The sequence below is a fragment of the Halodesulfovibrio oceani subsp. galateae genome (genome assembly GCF_055397225.1).
Genome location: NZ_AP042453.1, coordinates 355926 through 374676, shown reverse-complemented (window position 1 = coordinate 374676; position 18751 = coordinate 355926). Strand labels below are relative to the sequence as shown.

Genomic DNA, 18751 nt, shown 5'->3' with positions numbered 1-18751 from the left:
TAAAAGAGCAGAAACCCGAAGGTTTCAGCCAAGTATAATACTTGGATTGTTACCACTACTTAACATTTAAGTAATGACCACTACCAAAAATTTACTTGTAAAAGAACTGTATGCTGTTCCACCAAAATGGTGGAGGCGAACGGGATTGAACCGTTGACCCCCTGCGTGCAAGGCAGGTGCTCTCCCAGCTGAGCTACGCCCCCACTTGGGTAGATGGTGGGCCTGGGAAGATTTGAACTTCCGACCTCACGCTTATCAGGCGTGCGCTCTAACCAACTGAGCTACAGGCCCATTCAGCCTAATGACAAAAGAATCGCCTGCCGGCGGTGCTTTAGTTACAACAATCTTTCTTATTAGAAAGGCTGCTGTGTCATTTAGTTGTAAAGAGCATGCGACCATAAGTTGGTCAACGCAAAACTCTTTGCAATTAAATAGCGAATCGGATTTTTTTTCTTTAAAGGAGGTGATCCAGCCGCAGGTTCCCCTACGGCTACCTTGTTACGACTTCACCCCAATCATCAGCCCCACCGTAGACAGCTGCCTCCATTGCTGGTTAGCTCACTGGTTTCGGGTAGAACCAACTTTCGTGGTGTGACGGGCGGTGTGTACAAGGCCCGGGAACGCATTCACCCTGGCATGCTGATCCAGGATTACTAGCGATTCCGACTTCAAGGAGTCGAGTTGCAGACTCCTATCCGGACTGGGATGCACTTTATGGGATTAGCTCCACCTCACGGTATCGCAACCCTTTGTATGCACCATTGTAGTACGTGTGTAGCCCCAGGCGTAAGGGCCATGATGACTTGACGTCGTCCCCACCTTCCTCCCGGTTAACCCGGGCAGTCTCCCTAGAGTGCCCAACATTACTTGATGGCAACTAAGGATAGGGGTTGCGCTCGTTGCGGGACTTAACCCAACACCTCACGGCACGAGCTGACGACAGCCATGCAGCACCTGTCACTGCATTCCCCGAAGGGCACTGTCTAATTTCTAGGACATTCGCAGGATGTCAAGCCTGGGTAAGGTTCTTCGCGTTGCATCGAATTAAACCACATACTCCACCGCTTGTGCGGGCCCCCGTCAATTTCTTTGAGTTTCAGCCTTGCGACCGTACTCCCCAGGCGGGGTACTTAACGCGTTAACTACAGCACCGAAGGTCAAGCCTCCGACACTTAGTACCCATCGTTTACGGCGTGGACTACCAGGGTATCTAATCCTGTTTGCTCCCCACGCTTTCGCTCCTCAGTGTCAGTAATAGTCCAGGAAGTCGCCTTCGCCACCGGTGTTCCTTCTGATCTCTACGGATTTCACTCCTACACCAGAAATTCCACTTCCCTCTCCTATACTCTAGCGATGCAGTATCAAATGCAATTCCACGGTTGAGCCGTGGGCTTTCACATCTGACTTACAAAGCCACCTACGAGCGCTTTACGCCCAGTGATTCCGATTAACGCTTGCACCTTCAGTATTACCGCGGCTGCTGGCACTGAATTAGCCGGTGCTTCCTCTAGAGGTACCGTCAATTACTAAGAGTATTATTCTTAATAGGTTTCTTCCCTCTTGACAGGAGTTTACGATCCGAAAACCTTCATCCTCCACGCGGCGTCGCTGCGTCAGACTTTCGTCCATTGCGCAATATTCCCCACTGCTGCCTCCCGTAGGAGTCTGGGCCGTGTTCCAGTCCCAGTGTGGCAGGCCACCCTCTCAGGCCTGCTATTCATCGTTGCCACGGTAGGCCGTTACCCCACCGTCTAGCTAATGAAACGCGGACTCATCTACTGGCGAGAGCTTTCAAGAAGAGGCCCCCTTTCCCGTTTCCAGCGTATACGGTATTAGCAGTCGTTTCCAACTGTTGTCCCGTACCAATAGGTAGATTATCCACGCGTTACTCACCCGTGCGCCACTCTACTCGTCTCCGAAGAGACTTTCGCGTTCGACTTGCATGTGTTAGGCACGCCGCCAGCGTTCAATCTGAGCCAGAATCAAACTCTCCAGTTTAATAATTCTGTATTGAATTGTCCGTTACCGAAGCAACGAACAACGCTAGCTGATCTCTAAATCAATCCGATTCGCTATTTAATTGTCAAAGAGCTTTTTAACAAAAGCTCCACTTGGCTAGTTAGCCTTGTGTCGAGTTGGCGTTTATGCCAGCCCACATCGACTCAGTCAACAAGTTTTTAAAAATAAATCATCATCTTATAAACTCGTTAGAGCCCTGCTCTCTTTTCTCAAGCGCAGAAGTATTTTTTACGAAAAAGACACTCTCGTGTCAACAATTTTTCAAAAATAAATTCTTCGTCACTTTCGCGTCGAAAGCTGTGTTGCTGCCTCATCAGCAGCGGAGAGGGAATCTACGCTCTTTTATTCACAAGTCAACACGTTTTTTATTTTTCCTAACATTACGCTTTTAACATTCTGTTTTTACGTTATATATTTTTTCAATCTGTTACTCGGTCACGTTGTATCTTATAATCTGGCGTACTGTTCAAAGATGCGCTACACACTCCCATATACATAAGGAGAGCAACATGGGTTTTTTAAACGCCAGTACTTCATTTACTCGATATAAGATTACAGAGCCTGTTCCTAAAGAGCTCTGGCCAGAAATTCCTGAGAAACTTCGCATGTTTTCCTTCAAAGAGATTGAAGACTCTGCCGAGGAGCGTGGTTGGGGCTGGGTATGTTTTGACGACATGCTTGATTCCCACTGGCACACAGCGCCACCTGAAAAAGGTGCTTACCTGACCTTTTCTTTGCGTCTAGACACACGACGTATCCCTGCAGCGGTTATGAAAAAGCACGTTGCTATTGCGGTTCGTGAAGAAGAACGCAAGGTCAAAGAACAAGGAAAGAAATACGTTTCCCGCGAGCGTAAGAAAGAATTGAAAGAACAAGTACAGTTAAAACTTCGTGCGCGTAGTTTCCCAGTACCTGCGGAATTCCATGTTGTATGGAACATGCAAAATAATGACGTATACTTTGCGTCTACCCAGTCAAAAATGTTAGAACTGTTCGTAGATTACTTTGCACAAACCTTTGGTGTCGATCTCGAGCCAATGACTCCATATTCCCTTGCGATTTCACTTTTGGGTGAAGATGCCGCTGAAAAACTTGATACACTCGAACCGACTAACTTCGCATAGGAGACATCATGGCTGATTACCTTGGTCAGACTACAGACATTATATTAGGTCAGGAATTCTTAACCTGGCTGTGGTTTAGAAGCGAAGTAACTAACGGCAACTTCACTTCTAAAGAAGGGCGCCCTTATAATTTATATGTTGAACAGCGTGTTTCTGTTCAGGGCGGCGAAGGCGAAACGCTGGAAACTGCGACTGTGTCCGGCAGCACATCCGAACTAAAGGAAGCGCGCCTTGGCTTATCCATGGGTAAAAAAGTTACCCGTGCATTGATTCGTATTGAACAAGACACAGAAGCATGGCAACTTACATTAAAGGCAGAAGATTTTTCTATTGGCAGCCTTAAGACTCCTAAAGTTGAAAAAGCTGATGCCAACGAAGAAGATGACGTTGATGGTCCATTCCTCGAAAAAATCTTCCTTATTGAAAGCTGTCTTACGCTTCTGGATGATGCGTATAGAACCTTCTTAGAAACACGTCTTTCCAATGATTGGACTGGAACTGTTCAAAAAATGGGACAGTGGCTCAGCAACTCGGAGTAGTACCCTACTATGGAACATGCGCCAGCGAGCGAGATAACTCCTTCTGTTATCCTCCGCCGCGTCTTATACAAAGTTTGTAAGAAAATTGGCATGACTATGCTGATTCTCTTCGGCATTACGGTCATAAGCTTTTGGGTTATTCACCTTGCTCCCGGCTCTCCTACCGATTTACAGACGACATTGAATCCACAGGTGGGTGCGGCAGCCCGTGCCCGCCTTGAACGTCTGTATGAGCTAGATCAGCCAGTGCATGTTCAATATTACAGATGGGTCAAACGCATAGTGCAGTTTGATTTCGGTAGATCCATGTCTGGCGACAATCGTCCGGTCTGGGATAAGATTAAGGAACGAATGCCGCTCACCATTGGCATGAACATTACTTCCCTTATCCTGACGTTACTCTTTGCTATCCCCATCGGGGTGGGAGCCGCCTATTATCAGGGCCAATGGTTTGACAAGGCGAGTACGGTCTTCGTCTTTATCGGGTTTGCAATGCCCGGATTCTGGCTCGCACTATTATTGATGCTTTATTTCGGAATCTATCTGCAATGGCTCCCCATCTCCGGCCTTACGTCACTGGACTATGACAGCCTGTCTTTCTGGGGAAAGATGGGCGATCTAGCACGCCATCTGGCTATGCCTATCTTTATTTATACATTCGGAAGCCTTGCCGGCATGTCACGCTTCATGCGTTCCTCCATGCTGGAAGTGTTGAGACAAGATTTTATTCTTACAGCCAAAGCTAAAGGGCTACCGCTGCACACTGTTATCTATAAACATGCGCTGCGTAATGCCCTGCTTCCGGTCATCACAATCCTTGGTCTTTCCATTCCAAGCCTTATCGGTGGCTCTGTTATTATTGAATCAATTTTTGCCCTTCCGGGGCTCGGACAGCTTTTCTATACGTCTGTTCTTGCACGTGACTATCCAATGATCATGGGGAACCTTGTCCTTGGTGCAGTTCTTACTTTGGCTGGTAATATGATTGCCGACCTCTTCTACGGACTTGCTGATCCACGTATCCGCAACACGGGAGGTGGTGCATAATGCTTCCAATCACCTCACGTGCTTTCTGGAGTAAATATGGAATGCTCACGATTGGCCTGGCCATCGTGGGTGTTATGACGCTTGCCGCAATTCTTTCTCCGCTCATTTCACCGTTTAATCCTGATGCATTAAATCTCGACCTCATTTTACAACCACCATCAACCGGACACCTCATGGGTACTGATGCCCTCGGGCGTGATGTGCTTTCCAGAATGCTTCACGGTGCACGTATATCTTTGTGGGTAGGGTTTGTAGCAGTCGGTATTTCTATATCTATAGGATTGGTACTCGGCCTTGTTGCCGGTTACTTCCGCGGCTGGGTGGATGAAACGATAATGCGATTTGTTGACGTGATGCTGTGCTTTCCATCATTCTTTCTTATCCTCTCAGTTATCGCTTTCCTTGAACCAAGCTTGATCAATATAATGATAGTGATCGGACTAACCTCATGGATGGGGGTCGCTCGACTTGTACGAGCAGAAACCTTGAGCTTACGAGAACGAGACTTTGTTGCAGCATCCCGACTAGCGGGAGCATCATCAGCACGGATCATTGCACAGCACATTCTGCCAAACGCCCTTGCCCCCGTACTTGTCTCTGCAACTCTCGGGGTGGCTGGTGCAATCCTTACAGAATCCGCCCTCAGCTTTCTAGGTCTTGGTGTTCAACCACCTACTGCGAGTTGGGGCAATATGCTGCTGGAAGGAAAACAGGTATTGGAAATTGCCCCATGGCTTTCCATGTTCCCCGGCTGCGCTATTCTTATTACAGTGCTTGGCTATAACCTACTTGGTGAAAGCCTGCGTGATTTGCTTGACCCGCGTTTGAAACGATAGTCCCTTGAAAAGACGACTGCCACAGATTGCCAAAGCTTACAGCTCTGTATATGAATATCTGTGCGGCAGTTCTACAATCTTTCTTAATAAATAATTACAGGCTATTACAATGCTCGAACTTCTCCGAATACGTCACCTTGCGTTAATTGACGATATGGAACTTGAGTTTGCCGGAAGAATGAATGTTCTCACCGGCGAAACAGGCGCCGGTAAAAGTTTTATTCTAAAGGCACTTAACTTTCTTACTGGTGAAAAGATGCGTGCGGACCTTGTCCGTGCTGGTGAAGAAAAAGCACAGGTAGAGGCTATTTTTCTCATTGATGATGAGGAATACATCATTCGCAGAGAACTTGTAGCTGCTACAGGACGTAGCCGCCTATATATTAATGACAAGCTAAGCTCGCAGGAAACCATACGCGCGCTTAAGCCTAAGATGCTCGTCCATACCAGTCAGCACGGGCAGCAACAGTTGCTGCAACCAGCATTTCAGGAAAAGCTGTTAAACGGTTTTATCCAACGCCCTGAGCTTCTTGAAAAACGTAATACTATTCTGAAAAAGCTACGTGACATTGCAGCACAGCAGGTCGAACTTCGCGAACGCGCACGTACTTTGGAAGATAAACGTGATTTTCTTGAATTTCAGCAAAAAGAAATTGCAAAAGTAGCACCTCAGGCTGGAGAAGAAGACGACCTCGAAGCCAGAAAGCAGGAAACCCGCGAACAGGGATTGGTTCAAGAAGCTGTAGACCACACGTTGGGTCTATTTTACACAGACAGCGGCGCACTGGACGACGTCATAAGCCGTCTTGAAAACAGCCTTGATAGTGTTTGCCGTTACATTCCGGAATACAGACCGGATGTCGAACGCATCTTGGAATTTCGTCACACACTGGGTGAGGTCGAAACACGCCTGCGCAACCAGCCGATTGCCAGGCCAAGCGAAGATTCCATTGAAGAGATTGAAGCACGTCTCTACGAATTGTCTCAGCTTAAGCGAAAACTGAACCGTTCTATTGATGCTATCGTGAATATGCAGGAAGAGATTGAAGAGAACCTGTCTTTCCTCGACACATGTAAACTCGACTTGATCCTACTTGAAAAGCAAGAAGACGAATCACGCGTCATGCTTCAAGAAGTTTTAGAAAAGATAAATAAACTTCGCGAAAAAAAAGGTGATCAACTCTGCCGAGCCATTGAGGTTGAGTTAAAAACGCTCGGCTTCTCTGAACATGTTCATGTAGAATTTGATTTCACACCTACCGAAATTTACTCAGAATGCTTTGAACACAAAGCTCGTCTCATATGGGTACCAAACCCGGGACAGGCACCGCAGCCATTGGATAAAATTGCATCCGGTGGTGAACTATCCCGATTCCTGCTTGCAGTCGTCGGTTTAATGAACAAAGACGAAACGCCAACACTAATTTTTGATGAAGTGGACGCCGGCATCGGCGGTATCACGCTCAACTATGTGGCAGATGCGTTGACAACGCTTGCTGAGCGCCAACAAATGCTTCTTATCACTCACTGGCCACAGCTTGCAGCACGAGCTGAAAAGCACTTCCTCGTACGTAAAGATGTCCGTAGCAGTGCAACCTTTACTAGTTGTGATGCTCTGTCCGAGACTGGCATTCGAGAAGAATATGAACGAATGGCCGGTGGCGGTCAGCAAGGTGAAGTGCTCGCGCGCCAACTATTAGGAACTGGATAAAAAAAGCCGCTTCATGCATGAAGCGGCTTTTTCGTTATTAACCTAACTAGTTAATTTCTTCTGAACAATGACTACCTAGAATTCTATATTCACATTCGCTGCAATGCCCCAAGTATCGCCAATATCCTCTGCGCTGCCTGTACGATTGTGTGCACTAGTGTAAAATTTCATTCTCCGTGCAAAAACATACTGCGGCCCAAATGAAAAGGTTATGTTTTCCATGCAATTCCAATCTGCAAACAAGGATACTTTTGCTTCTCTCTTTTTCACATATCCGTTTCTTGCGACATCACTGCTACTAGAAAGTTGATATACGCCGCTTTCAAGCCCGATATCTACCCGCAGTGCAAAACTGTCGGAAAAGCGATACGCCACATTTGATACAGGGAAGGCCAATTTTACTACCCATTCATCATAGCTGTACTGAAAACCAAGTACGGGTAACACATTCCAATCGAGAGGGTTATACCCCGCCACTACGCCAATTGTTACAACAAAATTTGGGGTAAATGCGTAATTATAGCCCACAAGGCCGGCAAGCGTTATTGAGTCACCGGTAATAGCATCTTCAAACTGTGATGATGCCTGAGCAAAATAAACAAGAAAGTTCTTTTCATCAAAAGCATAGCGGTTTCCGTATCCGACACCGAGCTTTTGTAGCGAATTCCACGGCGTGTTACTCCCCTTAACAAAATCAATGTCTGAGCGATTATTCCAACTGTAAGTCTCGTTCTCGTATATTACAGAAAAATTATACGCCGTAACTTCCACTGCTGAATTCACTGTTGAAAACGAACCTGAGGAGTCATCAAGCTCTGCATCGCCCAAGTATGCTGAATTTATTGATACGGTAAAATTTGTTTCTTTTTCCTGAGCAGCCTCTTCTTCTGCAAAAGCATTACATACCAACAAAAGACTAATGATAACGGTGTATATTAGTAGTTGTTTTTTCATAACGACTCACTCATTTTAAAATATAGTATGCAAAATGAAGGATCACTTGAGATCAGCCATCAATCCAACCCTGAACAAAGTACAACCTAACCACTATACAAAGAATCACGCACAACAAACCAAAATCATTCGTATTTATCTATTTTAGAAAACTTATAAAACGGCCATGCGCTTGTTACGTTTTTTTTGCATAAAAAAAAGCCCCACTTTGTAAGTGGGGCTTTCATACTATATTTTTGACAACCTAATCAGCTACGTCTTCTTCCCGTAGCTTCAAGTTGATTTCCATTCGGGCAACGTTCACGTCATAGAGCCAGACTTTTACAACCTGTCCTAAAGCAAACCTACGGGCCGTTCGCTCACCTACCAGCTCGTTTCGTTCTGAGACATAAACATAGTAGTCGTCATCAATGCTGGATAACCGCACCATGCCTTCTGCCATAACTTCTTCAAGTTCTACCCAGAAACCGAATTCTGCAACGCCGGATACAACGCCTGTAAATTCAGCGCCAACCTGACTCAACATGTACAACGCGGTTACACGCTTCAAGATCTCGCGTTCTGCTTCCATTGCAACACGTTCACGCTTGTTGAGATGCTCACCGATAGTCTGGATTTTATCCACACCGCGGATATTCTCATACCCTTTCACTCTCAAAGCATGTTTAAGCGCACGGTGAACGATAAGGTCTGCGTAACGACGAATCGGGGATGTGAAGTGACAATAGCACTCAGAAGCAAGACCAAAATGGGTCTGATACGTTGGCGTATATTGCGCCTGCATCATAGTACGGAGTGTAAGGCGGTTAACCACAAACTCCTGCTCGGTTCCTTCTGCAATTTTTAATACGCGCTGCAAATTTTCCGGTGTCGGTTCATTTGGAAATGCTTCACCAAGGTCGGTGCGATGCAGCATCTTAAACAATGCATTAAGCTTATCCATTTCCGGTGCAGGGTGAATACGATACAAGAACGGAACTTCAGCTTCTGTAAGGAATCGTGCAACGGCCTCGTTTGCAGCAATCATAAATTCTTCAATCATCATATGACCGAAGTGACGAGTCTTGCGGTCAATGGCAATAGGATCGCCAGCAACGTCAAAAGTTACAGCTGCTTCCGGCACATCAAAATCGAGACTGCCGCGATCGTTACGCTTCTGCTTCAATGCTCTTGCAAGCTCTTCAGCTCGTTCAAGCATTGGTAGAACTGGAGAGATCACTGCCCGTTCTTTTTCATCCTTATCCAGCAATGCACGTTTCACCTGATCATATGTCAGGCGTGCTTTACTTTGGATAACTGCCGGATAAAATTTAGACTTACCGTAACTACCGTCGGCAAAGAAGTACGTTTCTGCCACCATAGCCAAACGTGGCACTCGTGGATTCAAACTGCACAATCCATTAGACAGCGCTACGGGGAACATAGGTTCCACAGACTGCGGGAAGTAGTAAGAGTTCGCACGCTCTACAGCTTCCTCGTCCAGAACGGAGTGTTCCGGCACGTAGTGACTTACGTCTGCAATGGCTACCCATAAACGGAAACCGTCACGCTGCTCTTCCACATATACCGCATCATCGAAATCTCGTGCTGTTTCACCATCAATGGTGACAAAGTCGAGATTTCGTAAGTCGATGCGATCTACAAAATCTTCTTCAGACGGCACACCGGGCAAATCTTTTGCAGCATTAAGTACTGCATCCGGAAAACTTGTAGGAATGTCGTGGTTAAGCTTAACCAGACGTTCCTGTACGTTTCCATCTTCCTCATCACCAAGGCTTTCGAGAATTGTTGCAGCCCATAAACCGGACTCAACTTGCTCGCGCGGCTCTACGACAAGTAGTTCATTTTTCTTCGGACGACGCTCCAGAGCATCACCCGTAGCAAGAATAGAGAAGTTCAAGCGTGAATCTGTCGGACGACAAATAAAACCACCCTTGCCCATCTTTTTGATGACACGACAAGTGATAGTATCGCGGGCGCGTTCAAGAATACGGACAATGCGTCCTTCCTGATTTTTGCCTCTATTACCCGGCAGCAATGTCACGACAACGGTATCACCGTGCATTGCGTTACCAAAGGAAGACGGTGCAACAAAAATATCTGCACGTCTCTTATCATCCGGCAGAACAAAACCTACGCCGGAACGCTGCACCTGCAATTTGCCGGTGACCATATGTAAATTTTTAGTTAATCCCCATGCGCCACCGCGCAACCGGATGATCTTGCCATCTTTTTCGAGAAACTCAATCATCGCCTCAAGATCACGTCTCCAACGCTTGCTCAAATGCATAAAGCGATAGAAGTCATTCATCTTCACGGGGCGTTTCACTTCGCGAAAAAGCTCTATTATATCTTTAGGGGAAATCGGGCATTCACCGGATTTCTGTTTTTTCTTTTTTACCATTATGTATGCTTATACCTTTAACAATTGTTACTGGAAAGTTTGTAACTATCCGACATTGTCACTGGTTATTGTTATATTATTTTTCGTTTTTTAAAACAGGTCGCGGAGTTTCTGTAGCAACAGCCGTTTTCTGTTTTTGCTTTTTACGAGTGCTGGAAGTTTCGCGCATTGCGTCCCACTGTTCCTTCCACCAATCTGTAAACGTTTTGCCTGTAAACATAGAGTCGCCAAACTTAGTACGTAAAGCGAATGTCCAGACTTCAATCCCTAAGACTTCCGGAACCTTCACGGCATCCTTAGGTGTACAAACCAGCGGCAAACCAACATTACCCATTTCAGCAATTTCTGCTTCTGTATATGTATGATGGTCTGCATAGCGCTGATGCTTATACGGGGAGCGTCCCATAAATTTCTTAGCAGTTTCTTCTACCTGAGCAGGTTCGCCAACTCCGTTGAATAGAATATAGTTTTCCAATGCTACAGGTCGATGTTTTTCTTTTGCCTTTTCGAAGACTTCCGTCGCAGCCTCGCTTACCGGAACCAGCTTCTGAGGAACTAAGGAAAAACTAAAAACAGGCACACCATACTTACCAAGCCTCTCTTTTATAACACTTTTAAGAGGCGCAAGCGAGTTTGTTTTTATCAAAAAAGCATGTGCCTGTGACAAAGCACTTTCATCTTCTCTCCATGAGCCGGCAGGGATCACCCTATCCCACTCAGAGGACAAATCATCCGGTTTAAGCAGCACTAGATTCAAATCTCTTTTTACCGCAAGGTGTTGAAAGCCGTCATCCAACACCACTAACTCAGGTCTAAAACTCTTTTCTGCCCAAGCACCGGAGCGCATCCGGATCGGGTCAACAACAATACGTGCTTTGCGATGTGCATTCGCTAGCATAACAGGTTCGTCCCCTGCCTGTGCTGCTGTACTGTCTGGAGTAACCAAGTACGGGGTTTTCGGTGGTGAAGCCTTGTATCCACGAGTAAGTACTACCGGTGAATAATGGTTAAGTTCCGCCCACTCTAGCAACCAGCCTACTACCGGAGTTTTACCACTGCCCCCCCAACTAATATTCCCCACTGAAACACAAGGTGCTTTAGGAGAAAACTGCTCTTTTGCGCCTGCCTCATATTGTTTTCGGCGATACGACATGGCAAAAGAATAAATTTTACTAAACGGATATAAAAGTGGGAACAGTGCACGTTGCACTGGCAGTGAAGACATAACCTCTCCTGAGAGCTTTCAGTTGCAATAAGTAAGTGTATTCGATGTCAGAAAATATGTCTCATGTAAAAAAAGGAGAGCCGTTGCAGGCCCCCCTTATTTCATCAACTATTTGCGAATTTCCAAAAGAAACTAGTCGCGGCTCGCTCCGAACAAACGAAGCAACATGAGGAACAAGTTAATAAAGTCGAGGTACAATGTAAGCGCGCCAAGGATAGTACCACGGCGAACTGCGGTTGCATCGTTGGCAGGCATGGATTCGCCCATTTCTGCAAGACGCTGTGTATCGTACGCGGTTAAACCGGTAAATACAATTACGCCGATTGCGCTAATTACAAGCTGCATTACGCTAGAAGCGAGGAAGATGTTCACTACCATTGCGATAATGATACCGAACAGTCCCATCATCATGAAGCTGCCCATGCTGGTCAGATCACGCTTGGTTGTCATGCCGTACAAACTCATCGCACCGAACATACCGGCAGCGGTGAAGAATGCAGAGAAAATAGTACTTGTAGCGTACACAAGAAGAATGACGGACAACGTCACGCCGTTCAATGCGCTATACAGTAGAAACAATCCGGTAGCAGAGCCAGCGGACAGTTTAGAAATACGGGCGCTCAAGTACATGACCAAACCGAATTCAGCAATTATCAGCCCGATAAAGATGAATTGGTTACTGAAAACAAGCTGCTGGATGGCAGGCGATGTTGCAGTTAAAAATGCAAATACAGCGGTCACAAGAAGACCCAGCATCATCCAGCCATACACGCCACGAAGATACGCGTTTACAAGCTCAGCACGGCGTACATTAGGTGCTGCTGCGTTACGTCCTAACATTCCATCCTCCGGAATTGTTTATATTCAATTTATACCGTTTTTTTAAAATACGTAAAATCACGGTATCAAGCTCACACCTGTATTGCAAGTTTATCAGCAAACGGTTTTTTTCTAAATAAAAAAGCCCGATCATTGATCGGGCTTTCTATGGGCGTACGGTGTGGTTTACTTATAAACCACAGGTGCGAAGATCTTCGCCAAGGTATTCACGTTCATTCTCGCCGAGAATACCAAGAGACAGAGCAATAAGAGTCCATAAATGAACTACATGGTAGCCTGCACCGAAGTGTTCGGAAAGATCGTGAATCTGAGAGTGACAGTTATGACAAGGTGCAATGACATAAGGTGCACCAGTCTTAACAATCTGCTCGTTTTTGATTTTACCGTAATGACGACGCGCTTCTGGATAACCTGCCTGAAGAGACCCACCACCACCGCCACAGCAGTAGTTGTTGGATTTATTAGGCCATGTATCAATAAAGTTCTCTTCGCCGACAACTTTTTTGATCACGTAGCGCAAATCATCCGCTGCAATATCGCCGTAGCCCTTACGGACTAACTGACATGGATCCTGCACGGTAAATTTAACGTTGTTAACGTTCCAGTCTGAATTAACCTTCAGAACGCCTTCTCGTACCCAGCGGGCGTAGAGACGGATAATGGATTCGATTTCAAATTTAGGCTTAATATTGAATTTTTGCAGTCCGGACCGGAGTGCGTAAAGTTCGTGGCCTCACTCGGTGTTGAGCCAATATTTGGCGCCGAGGTCCTCCACAGCCTTGACTTTTGTTCGAACAATTTTTTCCCAGGACTCATCGTCCGCTGCGAACATACAGTAGTTCTCAGCAGCCCAGCCGTTAGAGCCGTAAGTCCAGTCATCACCGGTGCCGATGTTCATGATTTTCCAAAGAGGAACCATTTCATCCGGCTCAGTTACCGGTTCGCGGGAGTTCTGGTTGAGGTAGTACTTTTTACCGAGTTCATCAAAAGGTACTTTCAGATGATCCATACCTTCTTGATCGGTCTGTACTTCTTCAAGAACGTCTTCCACTACAAACTTAAAGTCTTCAGAGGAAGCACCCATTGCGCTGTGGCCGGGGTTACGCATGGCCACGTCACATGAGTTAATAATACCTTTCGGACGGTCTTCGCGCGGCCAGGCCTGACGTGCCTGGTACACGAGCTGCGGGATGTTAATCTGCATTGGGCAGACATACGTACACCGCTGACACATCGTACACATCCATACCCAAGGGGTAGAGGTGATTTCTTCATCCATTCCCAGTGCGGCAAGACGCAAGAATTTGCGGGGGTCCATATCCTCAAGTCCAGTTGCGGGACAGCCTGCAGAACAAGCACCACAAGTAAGACACATGTTGAGGTTACCACCTTCCGGCAGTAGATGGGCTACACTTTCTATGAAAGAACCACCGCACTCCTTCTCAGGATGCTGCTTTGAATCTGACATATACATTTACTCCTTAACCGCTTCGCGCTGCTCATTGTGTTGCGTTTTTTTAAACAAAGCGGCTTGCGCTCTATTATAATGGGTTAGCTTTGGTTACAAGGTAAAGAACGCAAATTGCTCAACAAATAACATTTTTTTGCTCAGCAGTTACGCAATCCTAAAGCCTTGAACCTAATTATAATAGTCCTGCCCACATTTTTTACAGCATTTAAAACCTAGTCAACATCATATAAAAGAGAACAGCTGTAGAAAGGACTATAAAACCTGCTAACCCCCAGTGGTTACACGAATTATAATGAGCGCACCAGCTTTTATGCTTTAAATCGCATGGCGGTTCCCAACCCTATTAGCAGCATTTTTGCGTTCCGTCATACTGATTATCGATGAAACCGGTTAACTTTACATTTAATTGACATCGCCGTTGTTTTACTGATATTTTGAAACTCAAATAAATTGGTCAGACAACCAACAACACCAGAATATAGCTATAACAAATAAGCTGTTATTTTCTGGTACATTCTAACATCTTCTACAACAACATACTTGACCACTAGCCAAGTATGTTCTACCTCATAATTTCGCCCGCCATGTCGGGCGCTTTTTCTTGTGTAGAAGAAACGGCCTCCTGTTCGCCGGAAAAATGCAGGAAAGAATTTTTTAAGGGAAAAATGATGAGTAGTATTCCTATTTCTATTGAAGGCTTTGAAAAAGTAAAGCTAGAGCTCGAAGCTCTCAAAAAAGAGCGTCCAGCAATCATTCAGGCTATTAAAGAAGCCCGAGAAGAAGGCGACCTGAGTGAAAACGCAGGCTACGATGCAGCACGTGAGCGTCAAGGTATGCTCGAAGCTCGCATCTCCTACATCGAATCTCAGATGTCTCAATACAACGTTATCGACCTTAGAACCCTTGGCGGCGACAAAGTAACCTTTGGTGCAACCGTGGAAATTGAAGATCTCGATACCGGTGAAGTGAAAAAATACACCCTGCTCGGACCAGATGAAGCTGAGTACGAAAATGGCAGCATTTCCGCACTTTCTCCTGTCGGCAGAGCTATGCTCGGCAAGGAAGAAGGCGACGAATTTGTTGTTAACGCACCTAAAGGTCGCATTTCTTACGAAGTAGTTTCAATCGAATTCAACCACAAATAGCAGGACACCCAACTGGGTGGCTCCTGCTTTCTCGAGCAAGAAAAAAGCCATGCCTCATCACATTAGCGTGATGGGGCATGGCTTTTTATGTTGCAACAATAATTTCAGTTAAACAGCACGACTCAGTTTTTTGTCCAAAATCCCAAGCACGGTTACTGCTTCACCAAAATCAGGATTTACTTCCACTGCTTTGGCTAACATCACTCGCGCTTTTTTAAACTCTTTAATCTCAATTAGCACCCGCCCCATATTGTAGAGCAAATGTTCATCAAGTGCAGATAATTTTTGAGCTCTGCTATAAAACTGTAGCGCCTGTTCATACATTTTATTTTTTCGAAGTTTAATGCCGAACTCGTTAAACATATGCTTATGCTCTTCTGCAAAAGCTGCTTCAATTCCCACTAACTTCGTAAAAACGCCCTGCGCTTTATCTATTTCATTCCTATCTAAAAACGTCAGCCCGAGGCCAAATGTCGCACGAACATTATCCTCGTCCATGTTTAGAACCTGAAGAAATTCAACTTCAGCTCCGTACGGCTGCCCGTTCACACGCAAACGCTCACCTCTGGCAATGCCTTGAGCAACCTTACGCATAGCTGGATAAATATCTTCTTGATACACCCCAGGTTCGGGTGAGTACTCTTCCATCAGCTTCTCAAATGAAACTTTATCGTACTTTTCAAACGGAATATGATTCTTGTTAAGCTTCCATAAGATAATATCTCCATTACCTTCCTGTTCTGCATATAACATTACTACAATTTTGTTTGTCCGCTTAGTAGCACCAAAGCCAACCCGTACCAATTTTTCAACAGAAAAAGCCCCACGAATGGGCTGTTTCTGATGGCTGCCATTCATACGCATACCTCTAGATAATCAAAAAAGCTCACTACAACCTGTTAATACAGAATAAATAACTCATACAGTGTTGTTATAACGCTACATAATCACGCTAACGGCCATCTGTCATCCTTTTATGGTACAATTTTCCGAATTGAAGCATCACGGAGGAGTTATGTCCCGTTACCTGTGTATTCACGGCCATTTTTACCAACCACCTCGGGAAGACCCGTGGTTGGGTGAAATTATGCCCGAAGGCAGTGCCGCACCAATGCTCAACTGGAATGAACGTATCACACGTGAAAGTTACATCCCACTTGCCTTTGCAAAACGTCTTAATGGCGAAGGTAATATTATTGAACTGGTAAACTGCTATGAATGGATCAGCTTTAACGTTGGCCCGACACTTATGCGGTGGATGGAAACAGCATTCCCCGCTATCTATAGTCGAATCATCGAAGCGGACAAAGCCAGTGTCCATCGATTTGGGCACGGCAACGCAATTGCACAAGTGTACCACCACACCATTCTCCCGCTGGCAAAGCAAAGGGATAAGGATCTTGAAGTTCAATGGGCGATTCAAGACTTTGAAAAACGCTTTGAACGAAGACCCGAAGGCATGTGGCTTGCCGAATGTGCTGTGGATACGGACACACTGGAAACTCTTGCAGCGCAGGACATACGATTTACCATTCTTTCACCGCATCAGGCAAAAGCAATAGAAAACAACGGCGACTGGTACACCATTGAGAATGGAACGTTTGATACGTCTGTGCCGTACCGTATAGACCTTCCTAGCGGACGTTCTATTTCTGTATTCTTTTATGATGCAGAGATTTCGCAGGCAGTGGCCTTTGAACGTCTATTAGCCGATGGCGATAAATTCTGGAACAAAATCAAATCATTCTCCAACAACGGAATTCTCACCGTCAGTACTGATGGAGAAACATACGGTCACCATTTTAAATTTGGTGAAATGGCACTCGCTCATGTTCTGGATAACGCACGTAATGCCCGAGATGATATTGAACTGACCAACCTTGCAGCGTTTCTTGCCAGTAATCCACCTCAGCAACAGGTGCGTCTGTTTGAACCATCTGCATGGAGCTGTGCTCACGGTGTAGAGCGCTGGCGGAGTAATTGCGGCTGCACAGACGGCGGGCATCCTGACTGGAATCAGGAATGGCGCAGGCCATTACGAGACGCCATGAACTTTATGAAAGACTGCGTTGATAACTACTTTGATTTAAAAGCGCATGAATATTACATGGCACCGGAGGAGGCACTATGTGCTTACGGAACTGTCATCTCCGGTCAAAGACATCGTGATGATTTCATATCCGAATATGTCATTAAAGGACTTACAGAGCAGCAACAGCATGAGGCGACGCTTCTGCTGTTTATGCAAGAACAAGCACTTTCCGGCTTTGCAAGCTGTGCATGGTTCTTTGACGAAATAACCCGCATCGAAGGAAAAAATGCATTGTCATTTGCCTTACATGCATTGGATATTCTGGCAGATTTTGAAGGGCACACACGACTTGATGATTTCGCAGAGATTCTAGCAGATGCCGTGTCCAACAAAGAAGGGCACGAGACAGGCAAAGAATTACTGTATGGTCGCATTCTTCCGCGAAGAGAATCTGAAGCGTCGATACTGCTTCAAGCTCTTCTTCTGCTTAATAATGATAACGAGTTCCCGCAAATAGAGAAAACCTACATCGTCACGTGGAACAATATTACTATCAAAGTTACACCTGAGAAAATTGAAGGTAACCATTATTCCGGCAACGCTGTAATATATTGGAAGGACTCAACGATAGGTACTCATCTGGCATGGCAATATGCTAAACTGCCATCAGGGTTTATGAACAGCTCGACCGTAACTGCCACCATCGAAAGTAAGGGCGGACAAAGCTGTATTTACACTGCTCTACCACGAAATAAGCGGCAAGCAATCGCCGCCCATTTTGTTCAACATGTTCTTGACCAGCTTGTAGAAACATACACCCCGCTAGGTCTGGATGCCACAGTGCTTTTTGAGCCATGGACAGAAAGCCAATATGACCAGCCAGCCGGTCACCTTTGGAATATTGTATGTCCGGCACTCATCGAAGGATACATCTTCTCAGAACATTGTGAAGTACAGATTAAAACGGAACAAATGAGATGCTTGCGTAAATACATTCACGAATGGATTACCCGCAAGCAATTCGATCCGACGATCACTATGGATAAAGTTGAAACAAGACTTATTGAAATTCTATCCCAAGATGATCCAACATACTTTAAAGCTACAGGCATCCTTGAACGGGCAAAAGAACTTTTCCCAAATGCCCCTACGGATCGCCTACTCTACTTCCTGTGGCTAGAAAAACAGCATGATCCGCATATCCGCGATATTGCAAGCCTTGTAAACCTATCGCTTTCATAGCCGTTACAACCAAATTAAAAACAAAAGGATGGAGACAACTGTCTCCATCCTTTTGTTTTTAAAGGTAAAATAACGCTGCCACATAGTTATAACATTGCGTCACAGACTTGTACAACATGCGACACGCTTCCGTAACACAGGTTAATTAGTTTCCTTCCAACG

Annotated in this window: 13 protein-coding genes, 2 tRNA genes and 1 rRNA gene; 7 read left to right on the top strand and 9 right to left on the bottom strand. The window is 45.6% G+C overall.

The window, feature by feature from the left end:
- Positions 1-127: 127 nt before the first annotated feature.
- The 3 genes from ACZ5V1_RS01590 to ACZ5V1_RS01580 form a co-directional block, all read right to left on the bottom strand.
- Positions 128-203, bottom strand: a tRNA-Ala gene (locus tag ACZ5V1_RS01590).
- Positions 204-214: 11 nt separating this feature from the next.
- Positions 215-291 (bottom strand) — tRNA-Ile (locus ACZ5V1_RS01585).
- A gap of 165 nt (positions 292-456) precedes the next feature.
- Positions 457-1998: ribosomal RNA gene (locus ACZ5V1_RS01580) — 16S ribosomal RNA — on the bottom strand.
- Positions 1999-2528: 530 nt separating this feature from the next.
- Here ACZ5V1_RS01580 and rdgC point away from each other — a divergent pair.
- The 5 genes from rdgC to ACZ5V1_RS01555 all read left to right on the top strand — a co-directional run bounded on the left by rdgC (position 2529) and on the right by ACZ5V1_RS01555 (position 7276).
- Entirely contained in the window at positions 2529-3143 is a 615-nt protein-coding gene (rdgC, locus tag ACZ5V1_RS01575; RefSeq protein WP_160716929.1) for a recombination-associated protein RdgC, read from the top strand.
- Between the two features lie 8 nt (positions 3144-3151).
- On the top strand, positions 3152-3682 hold the full coding sequence (locus ACZ5V1_RS01570) for a hypothetical protein (protein ID WP_464390293.1): 531 nt from the start codon (positions 3152-3154) through the stop codon (positions 3680-3682).
- A 90-nt stretch (positions 3683-3772) separates the two neighbouring features.
- On the top strand, positions 3773-4729 hold the full coding sequence (locus ACZ5V1_RS01565) for an ABC transporter permease (RefSeq protein ID WP_464391598.1): 957 nt from the start codon (positions 3773-3775) through the stop codon (positions 4727-4729).
- On the top strand, positions 4729-5565 hold the full coding sequence (locus ACZ5V1_RS01560) for an ABC transporter permease (RefSeq protein ID WP_464390292.1): 837 nt from the start codon (positions 4729-4731) through the stop codon (positions 5563-5565). Before ACZ5V1_RS01565 ends, ACZ5V1_RS01560 begins: the two co-directional genes overlap by 1 nt.
- 109 nt (positions 5566-5674) lie before the next feature.
- On the top strand, positions 5675-7276 hold the full coding sequence (locus tag ACZ5V1_RS01555) for a DNA repair protein RecN (protein WP_464390291.1): 1602 nt from the start codon (positions 5675-5677) through the stop codon (positions 7274-7276).
- Between the two features lie 75 nt (positions 7277-7351).
- Here the strand turns inward: ACZ5V1_RS01555 and ACZ5V1_RS01550 are convergent, their stop codons facing one another.
- The 5 genes from ACZ5V1_RS01550 to ACZ5V1_RS01530 form a co-directional block, all read right to left on the bottom strand.
- A complete protein-coding gene (locus tag ACZ5V1_RS01550) occupies positions 7352-8230 on the bottom strand; it encodes a hypothetical protein (protein WP_464390290.1) in 879 nt (292 codons plus the stop codon).
- 244 nt (positions 8231-8474) lie between these two features.
- Positions 8475-10634: a ribonuclease R gene (gene rnr, locus ACZ5V1_RS01545; RefSeq protein ID WP_464390289.1), complete on the bottom strand. Its 2160-nt coding sequence runs from the start codon at positions 10632-10634 to the stop codon at positions 8475-8477.
- A 76-nt stretch (positions 10635-10710) separates the two neighbouring features.
- A complete protein-coding gene (gene lpxK, locus ACZ5V1_RS01540; RefSeq protein ID WP_464390288.1) occupies positions 10711-11859 on the bottom strand; it encodes a tetraacyldisaccharide 4'-kinase in 1149 nt (382 codons plus the stop codon).
- A 132-nt stretch (positions 11860-11991) separates the two neighbouring features.
- The gene (locus ACZ5V1_RS01535; RefSeq protein ID WP_160716915.1) at positions 11992-12699 is read right to left on the bottom strand and encodes a Bax inhibitor-1/YccA family protein; all 708 of its coding nucleotides are present in this window, start codon (positions 12697-12699) and stop codon (positions 11992-11994) included.
- 169 nt (positions 12700-12868) lie between these two features.
- On the bottom strand, positions 12869-14167 hold the full coding sequence (locus ACZ5V1_RS01530; protein ID WP_464390287.1) for a (Fe-S)-binding protein: 1299 nt from the start codon (positions 14165-14167) through the stop codon (positions 12869-12871).
- A gap of 671 nt (positions 14168-14838) precedes the next feature.
- On the opposite strand from ACZ5V1_RS01530, the gene greA reads away from it, so the two are divergent.
- A complete protein-coding gene (greA, locus tag ACZ5V1_RS01525) occupies positions 14839-15315 on the top strand; it encodes a transcription elongation factor GreA (protein ID WP_464390286.1) in 477 nt (158 codons plus the stop codon).
- Between the two features lie 108 nt (positions 15316-15423).
- Here greA and ACZ5V1_RS01520 read toward each other — a convergent pair whose 3' ends face one another.
- Positions 15424-16173 carry a tetratricopeptide repeat protein gene (locus ACZ5V1_RS01520; protein ID WP_464390285.1) on the bottom strand — a complete coding sequence of 250 codons (750 nt, stop codon included), beginning with the start codon at positions 16171-16173 and terminating at the stop codon, positions 15424-15426.
- Between the two features lie 157 nt (positions 16174-16330).
- On the opposite strand from ACZ5V1_RS01520, the gene ACZ5V1_RS01515 reads away from it, so the two are divergent.
- The gene (locus ACZ5V1_RS01515; RefSeq protein WP_464390284.1) at positions 16331-18589 is read left to right on the top strand and encodes a DUF3536 domain-containing protein; all 2259 of its coding nucleotides are present in this window, start codon (positions 16331-16333) and stop codon (positions 18587-18589) included.
- Positions 18590-18751 lie beyond the last annotated feature (162 nt).